At 68.5% G+C, this 16104-nt stretch carries 15 protein-coding genes; 11 read left to right on the top strand and 4 right to left on the bottom strand.

Annotation, left to right across the window (positions count from 1 at the left end):
- Nucleotides 1-64: 64 nt before the first annotated feature.
- Nucleotides 65-454, bottom strand: a complete 390-nt coding sequence (locus G1H10_RS14530) for an RNA polymerase-binding protein RbpA (protein WP_163738883.1) — start codon at nt 452-454, stop codon at nt 65-67.
- Nucleotides 455-757: 303 nt separating this feature from the next.
- On the opposite strand from G1H10_RS14530, the gene G1H10_RS14525 reads away from it, so the two are divergent.
- Nucleotides 758-1252, top strand: coding sequence for a peptide deformylase (locus G1H10_RS14525; RefSeq protein WP_163738881.1), 495 nt, complete (start codon nt 758-760; stop codon nt 1250-1252).
- Here G1H10_RS14525 and G1H10_RS14520 read toward each other — a convergent pair.
- Nucleotides 1249-2046 carry a glycerophosphodiester phosphodiesterase family protein gene (locus G1H10_RS14520; protein ID WP_216853270.1) on the bottom strand — a complete coding sequence of 266 codons (798 nt, stop codon included), beginning with the start codon at nt 2044-2046 and terminating at the stop codon, nt 1249-1251. The genes G1H10_RS14525 and G1H10_RS14520 overlap by 4 nt on opposite strands.
- Before the next feature lie 222 nt (nt 2047-2268).
- Between G1H10_RS14520 and glyA the strand changes: the two genes are divergently transcribed.
- Complete coding sequence (gene glyA, locus G1H10_RS14515; protein ID WP_163738878.1) at nt 2269-3543, top strand: serine hydroxymethyltransferase; 1275 nt, start codon at nt 2269-2271, stop codon at nt 3541-3543.
- Between the two features lie 93 nt (nt 3544-3636).
- On the opposite strand, the gene G1H10_RS14510 is transcribed toward glyA, so the two are convergent.
- Nucleotides 3637-4716 (bottom strand): N-acetylglucosamine kinase, encoded by a 1080-nt coding sequence (locus G1H10_RS14510; RefSeq protein WP_163738875.1) that lies wholly within the window; start codon nt 4714-4716, stop codon nt 3637-3639.
- Between the two features lie 236 nt (nt 4717-4952).
- Between G1H10_RS14510 and G1H10_RS14505 the strand changes: the two genes are divergently transcribed.
- The 6 genes from G1H10_RS14505 (at nt 4953) to G1H10_RS14480 (ending at nt 12164) form a co-directional block, all read left to right on the top strand.
- On the top strand, nt 4953-5966 hold the full coding sequence (locus G1H10_RS14505; RefSeq protein ID WP_216853269.1) for a MurR/RpiR family transcriptional regulator: 1014 nt from the start codon (nt 4953-4955) through the stop codon (nt 5964-5966).
- A gap of 92 nt (nt 5967-6058) precedes the next feature.
- Nucleotides 6059-6823, top strand: coding sequence for a sugar isomerase domain-containing protein (locus G1H10_RS14500; RefSeq protein ID WP_216853268.1), 765 nt, complete (start codon nt 6059-6061; stop codon nt 6821-6823).
- Between the two features lie 120 nt (nt 6824-6943).
- On the top strand, nt 6944-8434 hold the full coding sequence (gene ngcE, locus G1H10_RS14495; protein ID WP_163738871.1) for an N-acetylglucosamine/diacetylchitobiose ABC transporter substrate-binding protein: 1491 nt from the start codon (nt 6944-6946) through the stop codon (nt 8432-8434).
- 5 nt (nt 8435-8439) lie between these two features.
- Entirely contained in the window at nt 8440-9372 is a 933-nt protein-coding gene (locus G1H10_RS14490) for a carbohydrate ABC transporter permease (RefSeq protein WP_163738868.1), read from the top strand.
- Nucleotides 9369-10307, top strand: coding sequence for a carbohydrate ABC transporter permease (locus G1H10_RS14485; RefSeq protein WP_163738865.1), 939 nt, complete (start codon nt 9369-9371; stop codon nt 10305-10307). The genes G1H10_RS14490 and G1H10_RS14485 overlap by 4 nt, the downstream gene beginning before the upstream one ends.
- A 72-nt stretch (nt 10308-10379) precedes the next feature.
- A complete protein-coding gene (locus tag G1H10_RS14480; RefSeq protein ID WP_163738863.1) occupies nt 10380-12164 on the top strand; it encodes a gamma-glutamyltransferase family protein in 1785 nt (594 codons plus the stop codon).
- Nucleotides 12165-12167: 3 nt separating this feature from the next.
- On the opposite strand, the gene G1H10_RS14475 is transcribed toward G1H10_RS14480, so the two are convergent.
- Nucleotides 12168-13007, bottom strand: a complete 840-nt coding sequence (locus G1H10_RS14475; RefSeq protein ID WP_163738861.1) for a TetR/AcrR family transcriptional regulator — start codon at nt 13005-13007, stop codon at nt 12168-12170.
- Nucleotides 13008-13138: 131 nt separating this feature from the next.
- On the opposite strand from G1H10_RS14475, the gene G1H10_RS14470 reads away from it, so the two are divergent.
- The 3 genes from G1H10_RS14470 to G1H10_RS14460 are packed head-to-tail and all read left to right on the top strand — an operon-like array spanning nt 13139 to nt 16083.
- Nucleotides 13139-14182, top strand: coding sequence for an ATP-binding cassette domain-containing protein (locus tag G1H10_RS14470; RefSeq protein ID WP_216853267.1), 1044 nt, complete (start codon nt 13139-13141; stop codon nt 14180-14182).
- Nucleotides 14179-15012: an ABC transporter permease gene (locus tag G1H10_RS14465; protein WP_163738855.1), complete on the top strand. Its 834-nt coding sequence runs from the start codon at nt 14179-14181 to the stop codon at nt 15010-15012. The genes G1H10_RS14470 and G1H10_RS14465 overlap by 4 nt, the downstream gene beginning before the upstream one ends.
- A 33-nt stretch (nt 15013-15045) precedes the next feature.
- Entirely contained in the window at nt 15046-16083 is a 1038-nt protein-coding gene (locus G1H10_RS14460) for a putative RNA methyltransferase (RefSeq protein WP_163738853.1), read from the top strand.
- Nucleotides 16084-16104: the final 21 nt, after the last annotated feature.

Below are 16104 nucleotides of genomic sequence, written 5' to 3'. Positions count from 1 at the left end.
TGGCACCGATAGGTACCAGGACCGTCGTTCGTTCCGCGTGTGCGCCCGGGATCAGGCGCAGCGATCAGGCACTGCGCTTGCGATCCCGCGTGTTCGCCGCCAGGTGTGCGGTACCGGGAAGCAGGCCTGCGCGCAGCAGCTCGAGGCGCTCGTCGAGCAGGGCCTCCAGCTCCTCGATGGACCTGCGCTCCAGGAGCATGTCCCAATGGGTACGCGCCGGCTTGACGGGCTTCTCGTCCGGCCGGTCGCTTGCCTGGCGCAGGGCCTCGGAACCGCACTTCGGGCAGTCCCACAAGGCGGGCACTTCGGCCTCGGTGGAGAACGTCACCTCGAACCCGTGACCGAGAGCGCAGCTATAGGAGATAACCTGCCGCTCAGCGAACTCGACGCCGCGCTCATCCTCGTAGCTCCGGGCGCCGAGGCGGGAGCCACGTAGGGTGGAACGCTCAGACATGTAGGAACCCTTCCGGGGTTGGTAGAACCCCTGGACTGTGCTGTCGTGTATTACCGGCATGTAGAGAACGGATGGAGCTACGCCAGTGTTCCGGAACCGCGCTGGCAATGCGAAGCCAGCGCGCGTGATTTCGCTCACTACGTACCGGCGCCTTGCTGGTATCCACTACCTCACCTGTACCCATGTTAGCGCGAGACAGCACGCTGAGGCCGCGTGAACTGCCGCTTCACCTGTTGCTAGATTGGCTCAGCTTGGCGTGGAGCTCGGCAGGGGAGCTTAGGCAGGAACAGGAGTGGAGTGGCCGTGACGGTCCGTGAGATCAGACTGTACGGGGACCCGGTGCTGCGCACCGTCGCCGAAGAGGTCAAGGAGTTCGGCGAGTTCAGCCGTGCATTGGCGCAGGATCTGCTGGACACCTTGGACGTCCCGGGGCGTGCGGGCGTGGCCGCGCCGCAGATCGGCGTCTCGGCCCGGGCGTTCTCCTACGGCGCCGAGGGCCAGCGCGGCGTCGTCTTCAACCCTGTACTGGTGGAGACCAATGGCGAGCAGGGTGGTGAGGAAGGCTGCCTGTCCGTTCCGGGCTTATGGTTCCCGACCCAGCGGGCCGCGTATGCCGCGGTGGAAGGGGTCGACGCCGACGGCCGGCCGGTACGGGTCGAGGGCGGCGGTGAACTCGCCCGGTGCCTGCAGCACGAGGTCGACCACCTGGACGGGATCGTCTACATCCACCGGCTGGATCCGGCGACGCGCCGCGGCGCGATGAAGCAGATCCGCCGCAGTGCGTGGTTCAACGGTTAACCGTCCGGCGTCCAGGCGCCTCTCGCGTCGAGCACGTCACGCAGGATGTCGGCGCGATCGGTGACGATGCCGTCCACACCGAGGTCCAGCAAGCGGTTCATATCCTCGGCGCTGTTCACCGTCCACGTGTGCACTTGCCGCCCGGCGGCATGCGCGTCGGCGATCAATCGGCGGGTGACGACGCGGAACGTCCCCACCCGGATCGGCACCTGCAGGCAATGCACCTCACCCAGCCACCGACGCGACCGTCCCGCCAGCCCGGCCCGGGAGGCGAAGACGAAGCTGGACACCAGAGACCGACCCGCCGACGTGGCGACTTTCCTGGTCAGTCCACGCAGGGCGAGCCGGCGCCGGGTATCGGAGAAGGACGCGATACACACCCGATCGTGGGAGGCGGTGCGCTCGATGGCCCGGACCGTCGGCTGTACGGCCGACGCGGACTTGATGTCGATGTTGACCCGTAGGTCGGGCCAGGTACCGAGTAACTCCTCGAGTTGCGGGATGGGTTCGGTGCCCGCGATCCGCGCCCGTCGGACCTCGTCCCAGGGCAGCTGCTCGATCACGCCGCTACGGTCGGTGACCCGGTCCAGCGTGGAGTCGTGGAACGCCACGACCACGCCGTCGGCCGTGGCGTGCGTGTCGGTCTCCACGTAGCGGTAACCCAGATCCACCGCGGCGGCGAACGCACGCATGCTGTTCTCCGTCCCCTCCGGCGAGAAGCCCCGGTGAGCGAAGGCCAGCGGCGCCGGGTGGTCGAAGAACGGATGCGGCGGCTGCGGACGGACGGTGACCACGGATAACAGCCTAGGCCCGCGGGAACGGAAATCCACATCGCGGGAGGGCCGGTAGGGATCCGCCGCGGATGCGGCTATGGTGAAGTGGTGGCGACTGGCGCATCCGGCCGCACGGCAGTGCGGTCGAGGTGGAAGTAACCACCGGGGAGCTGACGATGGAGTTACCGCGCGCCTGGGGACTCCGACAGACGCCGGAATACGGAAAGGATGTGGCCTAGCGCCATGACCACCACCCCCAACTCGCTACGTGCAGTGGACCCTGAACTGGCGGAGCTGATCAACGCCGAGGAGACCCGCCAGCGCGACACGCTGAAGCTGATCGCCTCGGAGAACTACGTCTCGGCGGCGGTACTGCAGGCCACTGGGACGGTGCTGACCAACAAGTACTCGGAGGGCTACGCGGGCCGTCGGTACTACGAGGGCCAGCAGGTCATCGACCAGATCGAGACCGTCGCCATCGACCGGGCCAAGGCGGTCTTCGGTACCGACCACGCCAACGTGCAGCCCTACTCGGGTTCGCCGGCAAACCTCGCGGTCTACCTGGCGACGGTCAACCCCGGCGACACGGTCATGGGCATGGCGCTGCCGATGGGCGGGCACCTCACTCACGGCTGGTCCGTCTCCGCCACCGGCAAGTGGTTCAACGCGGTCCACTACGAGGTCGGCAAGGAGTCCGGCCGGGTGGACATGGATCAGGTCCGCGACCTGGCCCGCAAGGAGCGGCCGAAGCTGATCTTCTGCGGCGGCACGGCGATCCCGCGCACCATCGACTTCCCGGCGTTCGCAGAGATCGCGCGTGAGGTGGGTGCCGTGCTGGTGGCCGACATCGCGCACATCGCCGGCCTGGTGGCCGGAGGTGCGCACCCGTCGCCGGTCGGCCATGCCGACATCATCACCACCACCACGCACAAGACGCTCCGCGGTCCGCGCGGCGCGATGATCCTGGCGACCGAGCCGTACGCGAAGGCGATCGACAAGGCGGTCTTCCCGGGACTGCAGGGCGGTCCGCACAATCACACCACGGCCGGCATCGCGGTGGCGCTGCACGAGGCGGCGCAGCCGGAGTTCTCCCGGTACGCCCGGCAGATCGTGGCCAATGCCGTGACTCTGGCCGAGGAACTGGCCGGCCGCGGGTTCGAACTCGTCTCCGGCGGAACCGACAACCACCTGATCCTGCTCGACCTGACCCCGAAGGGCGTCGCTGGCAAGCCGGCAGCTCAGGCGCTCGACCGGGCCGGGCTGGAGACCAACTACAACACGATCCCGTACGACCCGCGCAAGCCGTTCGATCCGTCCGGGCTGCGGCTCGGCACGGCGGCGCTCACCAGCCGGGGGATGGGCGAAAGCGAGATGCGCGAGGTGGCTCGCTGGATGGACGAGGTCGTGACTGCGCTGGCGTCCGGCGACGAGGACACGGTCGAGAAGGCCGTGAGCCACGTGCGTGGTGAGGTCAACGAGATCACCGGCCGCTTTCCGGTTCCAGGGCTGGACCGCTGAATGCTGTACCGCTGAGGATGGGATGCGGGTTCCGGGCGTCAGAGCGCCCTGAACCCGCGTCCCATCGACGCGTCGATCCCCAGTGCGCGTCGGTTATGGCCGAGAACCCTCGCTCACGCTCTGGCGGCCGAGCAGACGGGTGTGCAACTCGGCGGCGTCGAGCGTGGTCGGGCCGAGCAACGCGCCCGCGGCAAGCCAGGCGGCGCCCGCGGCACCGTCGAGAGCTGTGGTGATCGGGGCGTCGGGCCATCGCGCCGCGAGCTCCGGCTGGACCAGGCGCCGTACCGGGTTATCGGTCGTGAGCAACGAGCCGGCGAGCACGATCGGATTCGCGTCGCCTGTGGCACGGACGGTGGCCACGGCGTCGAGCAGATGACCGGCGGCCTCGGCGAGAATGCGATCGGCCTCCGGGTCGGCACCCGCCGTCGAGCTCACCAGAGGCGCGAGGCCAGCCAGGGTGACCGGCGGACGGGCGTGCGCGGCGACGATCAGTCGCGCCACCAAGCTGTCGCCGCGGTCGAGCGTCGTCGAGACGGCCTCGGTATGCACGATGTCCGCGACCCGCTCGCGCGTCGCGGACGGATCGTCGTCCGGCCAGAGGTGCGCATGCAGGACCGCCAGGCCCAGCGGTCCGGGCACCTCATGGCGCTCCAGCGCCGCGAGCGTGGAACGGACCGCTTCCTTTCCCAACCAGAACCCGGAGCCGAGGTCACCGAGCAGCCAGCCGTGGCCGTCGGCGGTGCGCATCCGCTGCCGCCGCCGGAACGCGGTGGCCAGCGCCCCGGTGCCCGCCAGCAGGAGCGTTCCGTCCGGCTCCGGTGTCCCTGCGATGAAGGCCACCATCGCGTCCGAGACGATGCCGTACGAGCAGGTCAGGCCCACGGCTGACCAGGTCTGCCGAAGCGCCTCAGCCACGGTCGGCTGGAGCAGGTTCGAATTGCCCGCCGTTCCGATGACGGCCCGCTGAATCCGGGTGGGGTCGTCGACATGGGTCAGCGCTGCCCGCAGCGCGGATTCGATGGCGGCGATCGCCGTCTCCGGCGCGTGTGAGGTGATGTTCGCCCCAGGGCCCCGGCCGGTGGCGACACGCTCACCATCCAGCCCGGCGACCAGCGCCCGGGTGGATGTTCCACCGATATCCAGCCCTAGGACCAGTGCGTCCGCTGTCGTCACGGAGTTCCTCTCGTTTCCGTTGCGTCGCCAGCATGTCACAGCTTCGCCAAGCTGGCGGCGAACTCTTGACACGCTCAACGTTCAGAAATAGTTTTCAGCACATTAACCGATCTGGGCAGTCGTGAAATTTGCAATCAGACCTCGGGTGCCTGGTCCCGGTAGCGCGTGTCGCCGGGGTGACGACGCGTCACCACGGCGTGAAACCGACAGTGTAACGGCGCGAAAGGGGTGCGAGGGTGTCCGACGACGCACCGGCGTCCGAGCCGGAGCACGGCCCGGAGCCAGAGCACGGCCCGGTGCTAGAAGCAGCCCCGGTTCCGGAGCCCGCCGCCGCACCGACGTCGGTCGCCGGCGAGCGACTCAGCGGCGACGCCATCCTGGCCCGCACCCGCGCCCTGCTTCCCACCCTCCCCGCCGCGCTGCTCCGCGTCGGGGAGCAGGTGCTGTCCGCGCCCGCGGCGATCGCTCGCTCGACCATCCTGGAGACCGCCGAGCGCAGTGGCACGTCCCCGGCGACGGTCACCCGCTTCTGCCGTGCGATCGGGCTGGCCGGGTACGCCGATCTCCGGCTGGCCATGGCCGAGGAGACCGGCCGGTCGTCGTCGGTGGCGGGCTGGGAGATCGACATCGGCCGGGCGATCAGCCCCACCGATCCGATCGACCGCGTCGCCAGCCTGATCGCCACCGCGGAGATCCGGGCGATTCAAGAGACGATGGCGCAACTGGACCTGGAGGCGGTCGAGCGCGCGGCGGACGCGATCGACGCCGCCCGCCGCGTCGAGCTGTACGGCATGGGCGGCAGCGCGCTGATGGCGCAGAAGACGCAGCTCAGCCTGCACCGCATCGGTGTCCCCACGTGGACCTGGGCGGACGTCCACTCGGGGCTCACCAGCGGCGTGCTGCTCAAGCCGGGCGACGTTGCCGTCGGAATCTCACACTCCGGCACCACCCGGGAGACGTTCGAGATGCTGTCCGTGGCCGCCAGCAGCGGCGCGACGACGGTCGCCGTGACGAGTTCGCCCGAGGCGCCGCTGGCCGAGGTGGCCGACATCGTCCTGACCACGGCCGCGCACGAGACGACGTTCCGGCCGGCTCCGCACGCATCCCGTCTTCCACAGACCATCGTGCTCGATCTGGTCTACGTGGCAGTGGCGCAGCGACGGCACGAGCAGACCATCGCTGCGCTGAAGGTGACCGCCGACGCCGTCAGCGGACACCGAAGACAACTCCCCTCCAAGGGAGCGCAGTGATAGCGCAGTGACAACAAGTGCAGTCACGACAAGTGCAGTCACGACACGGGGACGGCTGTAGTGAGAGGACCGGAGTGCGTACCGACGAGCCAGTGAACGACACGAGCGCGATCAGCGCGGAGGCCTACCTTGAGCGGGTCCGGGAAGCGATAGAGGAGGTGGCGTCCAGCCAAGCCGAAGGCGTAGCGCGGGCGGCCGACCTGATGGCCGAGGGAATCCGCCGTGGTGGTGTGATTCAGGCCTTCGGGACCGGGCATTCGCAGGCGATCGCGATGGAGATCGCCGGACGCGCCGGCGGCTTGATCCCATCGAACCGGATCGCGTTGCGCGATCTGGTGGTCGAGGACGGCGAACCGCCGTCGGTGCTGAACGATCCTCGGCTGGAACGCGATCCGCAGCTGGCGCAGCGCCTGTACAACGCCACCCCGGTGGATCCCGCGGACGTGTTCGTCATCGCGTCGAACTCCGGGATCAACGGAAGCATCGTCGGGCTCGCGGCCATCGCCAAGGAGCGCGGACACCCGCTGATCGCGATCACCTCGCTGCAGCACAGTCAGCAGGTGGAGTCGCGCCATCCGTCCGGCGGCAAGCTGTCCGACTTCGCGGACGTGGTGCTGGACAACGGTGGGCCGTTCGGGGACGCGGTGCTGCCGCTTCCCGGCGGCGGCGCGGTGTGCGCGGTGTCGACGATCACGTCGGCGCTACTGGCTCAGTTCCTCACGGCAGAGGTAGTGCGGCGGCTGCTGGACGCCGGCGAACAACCCCCTGTCTACCTCTCCGCGAACGTGCCGGAAGGGGACGCCCACAATGACGCACTACTCAAGCGATACGAGGGCCGGATCCGCCGGGGGAGCTGACCTCGCGATCGGGGCAGGCAGATCGTACCGGACGCCGCGGCCAGACCCTCGCGACCACGGTGAGCGGCTGCGGCTCCAACGACAAGACCAAGTAGACGAGAACAGGAAGGGAGCACGGAGATGGTGAGGAGCACAGTGAAGAACAGTGCACGCAAGACGTCCGCATCGCCCACACGCCGCACATTCCTGCAGCAGGTGGCGGCCGGAGGACTGGCGGTGGGACCGGGAGCGGCTCTGCTCGCGTCCTGCGCCACCGGAGGCGATGACGATGACGACGAGACCGACTCCGGCGACGGTGGCTCGCAGGCGGATGTCACCGAGGACAACCCGCTGGGCATCGCAGAGGACCAGCCGGTGGAGATCTACATCTTCGACGGCGGTTTCGGTGACGAGTACGCCACCCAGGTGCACCAGCCGATCTTCAGCGAAAAGTGGCCGGATGTGGAGATCAACCACAATGCGGCCGTCGACATCGGCTCGGAGCTGCAGGCCCGGTTCGTGGCCGGCGACCCGCCGGACTTCGTGAACAACTCGGGCGACGGCAGCATGGATACCGCTCAGTTGGCCAGCGATGGGCAGTTGTACGACCTGACCGAACTGTTCGACGCCCCGAGTTGGGACGACCCCGCGGTGACGGTACGCGACACGCTGATTCCGGGCACGATCGAGAGCGGCACCCGCGACGGCGTGCCGTACGTGCTGAACTACGCGTTCACGGTGTTCGGCCTGTGGTACAACAAGACGCTCATGGACGAGAACGGCTGGCCGGTGCCGACCACCTGGCAGGAGATGATGGACGTCTGCGCCGACATCAAGGCGTCCGGCATCGCGCCCTGGGTGTATCAGGGCGTCACCGCGCCGCGGTACATGAACTGGCCACTGCTGACCATGGCGACCAAGCTGGCCGGGCCGGAGATCCTAGTGCCGCTGGACAACCTCGAGGAGGGCGCCTGGGGGCACGAGGCCATCCGGGAGTCCGCGGCCGCGCTGCGGAGCCTGAAGGAGAACGACTACTTCCTGCCCGGCGTCGAGGGGATGGAGTTCCGCGATGCCCAGGGGCTGTGGGCCAGGGGCGACGCGGTGTTCTGCCCGTCCGGTTCCTGGATCGAGAATGAAGAGGCCGACGCGATCGCCGAGGACCCGACGTTCGAGCTGGCCATGATGCCGGAGCCGCTGCTCTCCGAGGACGCGGTCATGCCGCTGGAGACGATCCGCGCCACCGCGGGTGAGCCGTACCTCATCCCGGCCGACGCAGCCAACCCGCGAGCGGCCATGGAATACATGCGAGCCATGCTGTCGGTGGAGGGCGCACGGGGCTTCACCGAGACGGTCACCAGCCTGACGTCGGTGGCCGCGGCGAACGAGGGCGTAGAGTTCGAGGCGCCCGGGCTTTCGTCGGCGCAGCAGGCGCTCACCGCCGCCGGCGACAACGTCATCAACTGGCTGTACCCGAGCTGGTATCCGACGTTGGAGAACCCCGGCATCGACCAGGCCACCGGTGCACTGCTGCGTGCCGACATCACCGTCGACGAGTGGGTCGAGCAGTGTGAGGCGGCCACGGCGGAGATCCGCAACGACGACTCCATCTCCAAGCAGACCCGCGAGGCCTGAGAGACATGACCGCATTACGGCACGGCAAGTATCCATTCATCCTGGCTTTCCTGCTGCCGCCGGTCGGGATCTATGTGTTGTACATGTTGTCGCCGTACGTGCAGGCGATCTACATCTCGCTGACCGACTGGAGCGGGCTGACCGCAAGCCAGACCTTCATCGGGTTCGACAACTACGTGGAGATGTGGAACGACGATCAGCTGCGTACCGCGTTGCGCAACAACCTGATCCTGCTGGTCGTCGTTCCCGTCCTCACCGTAATGCTCGCTCTGTTCTTCGCCTCGATGCTCAATGTCGGCGGCCGTGGCCGCGGCCAGGCGATCACCGGGGTGCGGGGATCGTCGATCTACAAGGTCGTCTACTTCTTCCCGCAGGTTCTGCCGCACGCGATCGTCGCCATCGTGTTCGCGTACGTGTTCGCGCCCGAGAACGCCGGCGGCATCCTGAACAACATCCTCGAGGCTATCGGGCTCGGGAACCTGACACAGCTGTGGCTCGGCGAGCCGAAGTATCTCATCTGGATCGTCGTGCTGGTGATGACCTGGGCGTTCGTCGGCTTCTACGTGGTGCTGTTCTCCGCGGCCATGCAGTCGATCCCGAAGGACATCTATGAGGCCGCGCTGCTGGACGGCGCGAACCGGATGACCACGTTCCGCAAGGTGACGCTGCCACTGGTGTGGGACACCGTGCAGGTCGGCTGGGTGTACATGGCTATCCAGGCGATGGACGGTTTCGCGATCGTGCACATCATGCTCGGCGTCAACGGTGGCGTGCAGGGAGCCGGCGACGTGCTGGGCGTGGCGATCTACCGAGCGGCCTTCGCCCAGAGCGACTTCGGCTACGCCGCGGCAATCGGAGTGTTGATGCTGGTGCTGACCATGACCATCGTCGTGCTGTTCTTTCGTGTACTGCGCCGGGAGAGGGTGGAGCTGGCATGACCGCGACTCAGGCCGGCCCCCAGGGCTCGAGCACGGACACGCCTGCGCGCGAGACACGCATCCGCCAACCCGGCGTGGGCGGCCGCGGCCGCGCCATCGGTCTGCTGAACGGCGGGTTCCTGCTGTTCTGGGGCCTGATCACCACGCTGCCGCTGGTGTGGGCGATCCTGTCGTCGTTCAAGACCAACGGCGAGTTCCGCACCGACCCGATGGGGTTGCCGGGCGGCATCGAATGGGACAACTTCGCCCGAGCATGGAACGCCGCCAACATCGGGCAGTACTTCCTGAACAGCGTCATCGTCGTGGCCATGTCCCTGACGATGACGATGCTGTTCGGGGCGATGGGTGCGTATGTGCTCGCGCGTTACGACTTCCCAGGCAACCGCATCGTCTACTTCATGTTCATCGGTGGGCTGATCCTGCCGGTGTTCCTGGCGCTGGTGCCGATGTTCTTCGTGGTCCGCAACACCGGCGACATCCCATTGATCGGCCAGTTCCTCGGTCTGAACAGCTACCTCAGCCTGGCGCTGGTATACGTCGCGTTCTCTATGCCGTTCACGGTGTTCTTCCTGACCGCGTTCTTCCGCACTCTGCCGACGTCGGTCGCCGAGGCCGGCATCATGGACGGCTGCACGCACTTCTCGCTGTTCTTCCGGGTCATGCTCCCGATGGCGAAGCCCGGCATCATCAGCCTGGCGCTGTTCAACTTCCTGGGCCACTGGAACCAGTACGTGCTGCCGCTGGTCATCATGCAGGACGGCGACAAGCGTGTTCTCGCCCAGGGTCTGGGCACGCTTGCTGCCAACACCGGGTTCCGGGCGGACTATACGGCGCTGTTCGCGGGGCTCGTCATCGCCCTGATGCCGGTGCTCATCGTCTACCTCCTGTTCCAGAAGCAGGTCCAGTCCGGCCTCACCGCCGGAGTGCTGAAGTGACGTTCCCATGATCATGAACACTTACCGTGCGCATAACACAGGTTAGTGTTCATGATCATGGGAGGATGAGGTATGGCTGTGCAGAGCTCGGCGTTCACCACACGTCCAGTGCTGACCGGAACCTTTGGGATGGTGGCCTCCACCCATTGGCTCGCGTCACAGGCGGGGATGGCCGTCCTCGAACGTGGCGGGAACGCGTTCGACGCGGCAGTGGCCGCCGGGTTCGTCCTGCAGGTGGTCGAGCCGGAGATGAACGGTCCAGGGGGCGAGGTCCCGCTCGTCGCCTGGGACGCACGCGAGCAGCGTCCGTTCGTCGTGTGCGGGCAGGGCAGCGCGCCCGCCGCGGCCGACATCGCGACCTTCCGGGAGCTCGGGCTTGACCTGGTGCCCGGGACGGGACAGCTGCCGGCGTGTGTGCCGGGTTCGTTCGGCGCGTGGATGCTGCTGCTCCAGCGGTACGGCACGCTCGGCCCGGCGGACGTGTTGCGGTACGCGATCGAGTACGCCGGCGCAGGATTTCCGATCGGCCGCTCGGCGGTGAGCGTCATCGCCCGGGTCGCGCCGTGGTTCCGCGAGCATTGGCCGAGCTCGGCGTCGTTGTGGCTGAACGGCGACACTCCGCCGACGCCCGGCGGCCGGTTCATCAACCATGAACTCGCCCAGACCTACCAGCGCATCGCCGACGAGGCGACGGCCGCCTCGCACGACCGCGACGAGCAGATCGAGCACGCCCGCCGCTCGTTCTACGAAGGCTTCGTCGCCGAGGCGGTCGCCAAGTTCGCGGCCACCGAGGTGATGGACGAGAGTGGGCGGGCGCACCGCGGCCTGCTCAGCCACGACGATCTGGCAGCGTGGCGATCCACCGTCGAGGAGCCGATCTCGTTCGACTATCACGGACGGACGGTGTACAAAGCCGGTCCGTGGAGCCAGGCTCCGGTGTTCTTGCAGCAGCTGGCGCTCCTCGAGGGCTTCGACCTGGCATCGATGGACCCGTCCGGGCCGGAGTTCGTGCACACCGTGGTCGAATGCGCCAAGCTCGCCTTCGCCGACCGGGAGGCGTTCTACGGAGATCCCGCGTTCGCCGACGTGCCTCTGGATGCGCTGCTCTCTCGCGAGTACGCCGAGCGACGGCGCACACTGATCGGGGACGCGGCCGACGTCGGGGACCTGCGCCCCGGGAGCCCTGGCGGGCGGGAACCCCGGCTGCCCGCCGCGCGACCGGTGCCGGACAGCTTCGGGGAGACGTGGGTCGGCGAGCCCACCTTGGGGCCAGTCAAGGGGGACACCTGCCACTTGGACGTGGTCGACCGGCACGGCAACGTGGTGTCCGCGACGCCGAGCGGTGGGTGGCTGCACGGCGCGCCGACCATTCCCGGACTCGGCTTCTGCCTGGGCACGCGCGCTCAGATGTTCTGGCTGGACGAAGGGCTGCCGAACTCGCTGGCGCCGGGCAAACGGCCGCGTACCACGCTGACACCGTCGCTCGCGGTGGCCGACGGCGAGATCACCGCCTTCGGTACGCCCGGTGGTGACCAGCAGGATCAATGGTCGCTCTTGTGGTTCCTGCGCCGGGTCCACCATGGCATGGACATGCAGGAGGCGATCGACGCGCCATCGTGGCACACCACTCACTTCACGTCGTCGTTCTACCCACGTAGCGCCTTTCTGGGGCGGGTGCACGTGGAGGCGCGGATCGGGGAGGCGACGGTGCGAGCGCTGCGCGAACGCGGGCACGACGTCGTCGTCGAGGGGGAGTGGAGCCTGGGCCGGCTCTCCGCGGCGAGCCGGGCCGGCGACGGTCTGCTGCGGGCCGCGGCCAATCCGCGCGGCATGCAGGGCTACGCCGTCGGCCGCTAGAGCTCAGGGGGAGGTGCGACGGCGTTCGACCAATGCCTCGACGCCGTCGAGGATCACCTCGAGGCCGAACGTCATGTCATCCCCGAGGTCCTCACCGACACCTCCGTCAGTGTGACCGTCGGCGTCGGAGCTGACGGCACCGCCGTCGTCGTGGTCGGACTGTGGCCCGCTGAAGATGCCCGACTGGATGACCTCGGCCAGAGCGGGGAACTCCTCGGCATCGACGACCTTGGCGAGCAGCTCGCCGTAGATCGGATCCCAGTCGTCCGGTTCGATGCCGGTCCGCGACGCGCCCTCGGTCAATGACAGCTCGAGCCGGCCGGCGCTGAGCGCCCAGGTGCTGAGCAGGGTCAGCACACCCATCTTCTCGCCTGGGGCGAGACCGGTCCCGGCCAACGCTCCTAGCAGCCGGTCCATCCAGCGCACTTGATTGGGTCCCATCGGAGGGCCGCTGAGCGGGATATCCAGGAACCAGGGGTGACGGCGGAACATCTCGATGTTGTGCGTCGCCCACCAGCGGGCGGCATCGCGCCAATGGTCCGGCATGCTGTCCAGGTCCACGTCCGGCGGCGGTACGGCCGCGGCGTCCTGCATCAGCTCCAGCAGGTCCTCTTTGCTCGGGACGTACCGGTACAGCGACATCGTGGTGAATCCGAGCTCCTCGGCGACCCGGCGCATCGACACCGCGGCCAGCCCTTCGGCGTCGGCGATCGCGACGGCGGTGTCAACGATCTTGGCCAGGCTCAACGCCGGCTTCGGGCCGCGGCTCGGCGGGGTCGCCGTCCCCCACAGCAGCTCGAGCATCCGGACTGGTTCCTGAGCCGGCGATTGGTCGGCGCTCATACGGTCCTTTCGCTGTGAAGATTGACGACCATCCTAGAACTGTGTATAGCATAAACCATAGTGTACACTGCATACAGTTTATGCAATATACAGTTACTCGTACTGACTCACCGGATCGGAGAGGAACCACCGTGACCAACTCGCACGACTACGCGATCCGCGCCAGCGGCCTGAAAAAGGCGTTCAAGGGCGCGACCGTGCTCGACGGAGTCGACCTGGCCGTACCCGAAGGCACCATGCTCGCGCTGCTCGGCCCGAACGGCGCCGGCAAGACCACCACCGTGCGCATCCTCAGCACGCTGCTGCCGTTCGACGGGGGAGAAGCCACCGTCGGCGGCTACGACGTGGCCCGCGAGCCCGGAGGGGTACGGCACGTGCTCGGCCTGACCGGCCAGTACGCGAGCGTGGACGAGATCCTGACCGGACGGGAGAACCTGGTGATGATCGGCCGCCTCTACCACCTTGGCCGGGCGCGCGCCCGGGACCGCGCCGATCAGCTATTGCACCAGTTCAACCTCGCCGACGCGGCCGACCGCGCGGTCAAGACCTACTCCGGCGGGATGCGGCGGCGGCTGGACCTGGCCGCCAGCCTGATCGCCGCGCCGCCGATCATCTTCCTCGACGAGCCGACCACCGGCCTCGATCCGCGCAGCCGGCAGCAGATGTGGGACGTGATCCGCGACCTGCTGCGCGGCGGGACCACCATCCTGCTCACCACGCAGTACCTCGAGGAGGCGGACCAGCTCGCCGATCGCGTGGCGGTCATCGACGACGGCCGGATCATCGCCGACGGCACGGCGGCGGAGTTGAAGGAGCGGGTCGGCACGGAACGTGTCGAGCTGACCTTCGCCAGCGCCGACGACGCCCGTGCGGCGCTGCACGTCGTCGACCGGACCGACACCGCGCACCTGCACGACGACGCGACGCGCCTCAGCCTGCCGGTGGACGCCCCGGACGACGTCCGCCACGTCCTGAACGCCCTGGCCGCAGCGTCGGTCCCGGTCAACGGGATCGGGTTGTCCAAACCGAGCCTGGACGACGTGTTCTTCACCCTGACCGGCACGCACGCGCCACATCCACCGACGCCCGCGGAGGACGGCACCCCGACCGGCGCCCGCCCCGGCACCGACACCCACCCGCAGACCCTCTCGAACTCTGGAGCACAGGCACGATGACCACCACGACATACGCAGAACCCACCCGTCGGCACCAGCGGCACCCGGCGCCCCGGCCCAGCCTGGCGTGGAACATCGCCGACGCCTGGGTGCTGATCGGCCGGAGCCTGCGGCACACCGTGCGCAACGGGGACGCCCTCTTCATGGGTGTGTTCCTGCCGATGATGTTGCTGCTGCTCTTCGTCTACGTCTTCGGCGGTGCGCTCGAGGCGGGCATCGCCCAGTCGGACTATGTCGACTACGTCGTCCCCGGCGTCATCCTGCTCACCGCCGGGTTCAGCGCCGCGACCACCGCCGTCAGCGTCACCACGGACATGACCACCGGCGTGATGGACCGGTTCCGTTCGCTGCCCATCACGAACTGGATCGTCGTTCTCGGACACGTGGTCGCCAGCCTGGCCCGCAACCTGTTCTCCACGGCGCTGGTGGTCGGCGTGGCGCTGCTGATCGGGTTCCGGCCCAGCGCCTCGTTCCTGGACTGGGTCGCCGCCGTCGGGGTGATCTCCCTGTTCATCCTGATGATGACCTGGGTATCGGTGATGTTCGGCCTGATCGCGAAGAGCGCGGATGCCGCAAGCGGTTTCACCTTCTTCATTCTCTTCCTGCCCTATATGAGCAGCGCGTTCGTCCCGGTCGAGACGATGCCCGCCGCCTTGCGCGGCTTCAGCGAGCACCAGCCGATCACCCCGATCATCGAGACGGTCCGGGGCCTGCTCATGGGCACGCCGATCGGCGACAGCGCGTGGCAAGCGGTTGTCTGGACCGTCGGCATCCTCGTCATCGTCATCCCCGTGTCCGCGCGGCTGTTCCGTCGCCGGACCACGAGCTGACCGGCGAACGGACACGTGGCAGGATCGACGATTGTGACCTCTGATGACGTCGTCGGACCGCTCACCGGCAATGGCGCTGTCGGCGGCCCGGCGGTGCTGGAGGCGAAGCTGGTCGATGCGTTGGCCTGCCCGGTGTGCCGTGCCCGGCTGACCGTCGTGCGCGCAAGCCCGGGCGGTGGCGCGCCGGAGGCGGAGGCGACGGTACGGACGGCCGGGTCGGCGCTGCGGTGCGCGTCCGGGCATTCCTTCGACGTCGCCCGGCAGGGTTATGTCAACCTACGCTCCGGCCGCAAACCCCGGGGCACGGCGGACACCGCGGACATGGTCGCCGCCCGCACCGAGTTCCTGGACGCAGGGCACTACGCGCCGATCGCCGACGCCGTCGCGCGCGCCGTGGGGAACACCGTGCGGGACGATGCCGCCGGTGCCGATCCTGCGCCGCCCCTGGTGGTCGACATAGGCGCGGGGACCGGCTACTACCTCCGGCGAACGCTGGACGTGCTCGAGCGTGGGCTGGATGCCCGGCCCGCGGCCGGTGGGCGCGCCCCATGGGGTGTGGCCATCGACGTCTCGACGTACGCGCTGCGCCGTGCGGCCAAGGCGCATCCGCGCATCGCCGCCGTGGGCGCGGACGCCTGGGACGTGCTGCCGGTCGCGGACGGCGCGGCGACAGCGATCCTGGACGTGTTCGCGCCCCGCAACGCCGCCGAGTTCCACCGCGTCCTGAGTCCGGACGGCGTGCTCGTCGTGGTGACGCCGACGTCAGCGCACCTGGCCGAGCTGGTCGGCAGGTTCGGGGCGTCCGGCATGCTCTCCGTGGACGAGCGCAAGGACGAGCGTGTCGAGCAGGCGCTGGGAGAGAGGTTCGCCCCGGTGTCGCGCGACGAACTGACCTTCTCCCTCGAGCTTGATCCCGACAACGTCGCGCGCCTGATCCGGATGGGACCGAGCGCGCATCACGTGGACGACGCGACGCTGCGGGAGACGCTGGTAGCCGACGCCGCGGCCGGCGGGGCGCGGACGAACGTCACCGCGTCCGTGTCCGTCGCGACCTTCCGTGCCCGGCGGTGACGTGAACCTCGTGGGCTCACG

Origin of the sequence: Phytoactinopolyspora halotolerans (assembly GCF_010550675.1) — a bacterium.
GTDB classification, from domain to species: Bacteria; Actinomycetota; Actinomycetes; order Jiangellales; family Jiangellaceae; genus Phytoactinopolyspora; species Phytoactinopolyspora halotolerans.
Note: the sequence above shows the minus strand (reverse complement) of the source record. Positions and strands in the feature narration are given on the sequence as shown.

Excerpts from the sequence above, each read along its gene's own strand:
- G1H10_RS14480 (WP_163738863.1), top strand. The coding sequence starts at position 10,380 with ATGGCTGTGCAGAGCTCGGCGTTCACCACACGTCCAGTGCTGACCGGA.
- glyA (WP_163738878.1), top strand. The coding sequence starts at position 2,269 with ATGACCACCACCCCCAACTCGCTACGTGCAGTGGACCCTGAACTGGCG.
- G1H10_RS14530 (WP_163738883.1), bottom strand. The coding sequence starts at position 454 with ATGTCTGAGCGTTCCACCCTACGTGGCTCCCGCCTCGGCGCCCGGAGC.
- ngcE (WP_163738871.1), top strand. The coding sequence starts at position 6,944 with ATGGTGAGGAGCACAGTGAAGAACAGTGCACGCAAGACGTCCGCATCG.
- G1H10_RS14475 (WP_163738861.1), bottom strand. The coding sequence starts at position 13,007 with ATGAGCGCCGACCAATCGCCGGCTCAGGAACCAGTCCGGATGCTCGAG.
- G1H10_RS14485 (WP_163738865.1), top strand. The coding sequence starts at position 9,369 with ATGACCGCGACTCAGGCCGGCCCCCAGGGCTCGAGCACGGACACGCCT.
- G1H10_RS14465 (WP_163738855.1), top strand. The coding sequence starts at position 14,179 with ATGACCACCACGACATACGCAGAACCCACCCGTCGGCACCAGCGGCAC.
- G1H10_RS14490 (WP_163738868.1), top strand. The coding sequence starts at position 8,440 with ATGACCGCATTACGGCACGGCAAGTATCCATTCATCCTGGCTTTCCTG.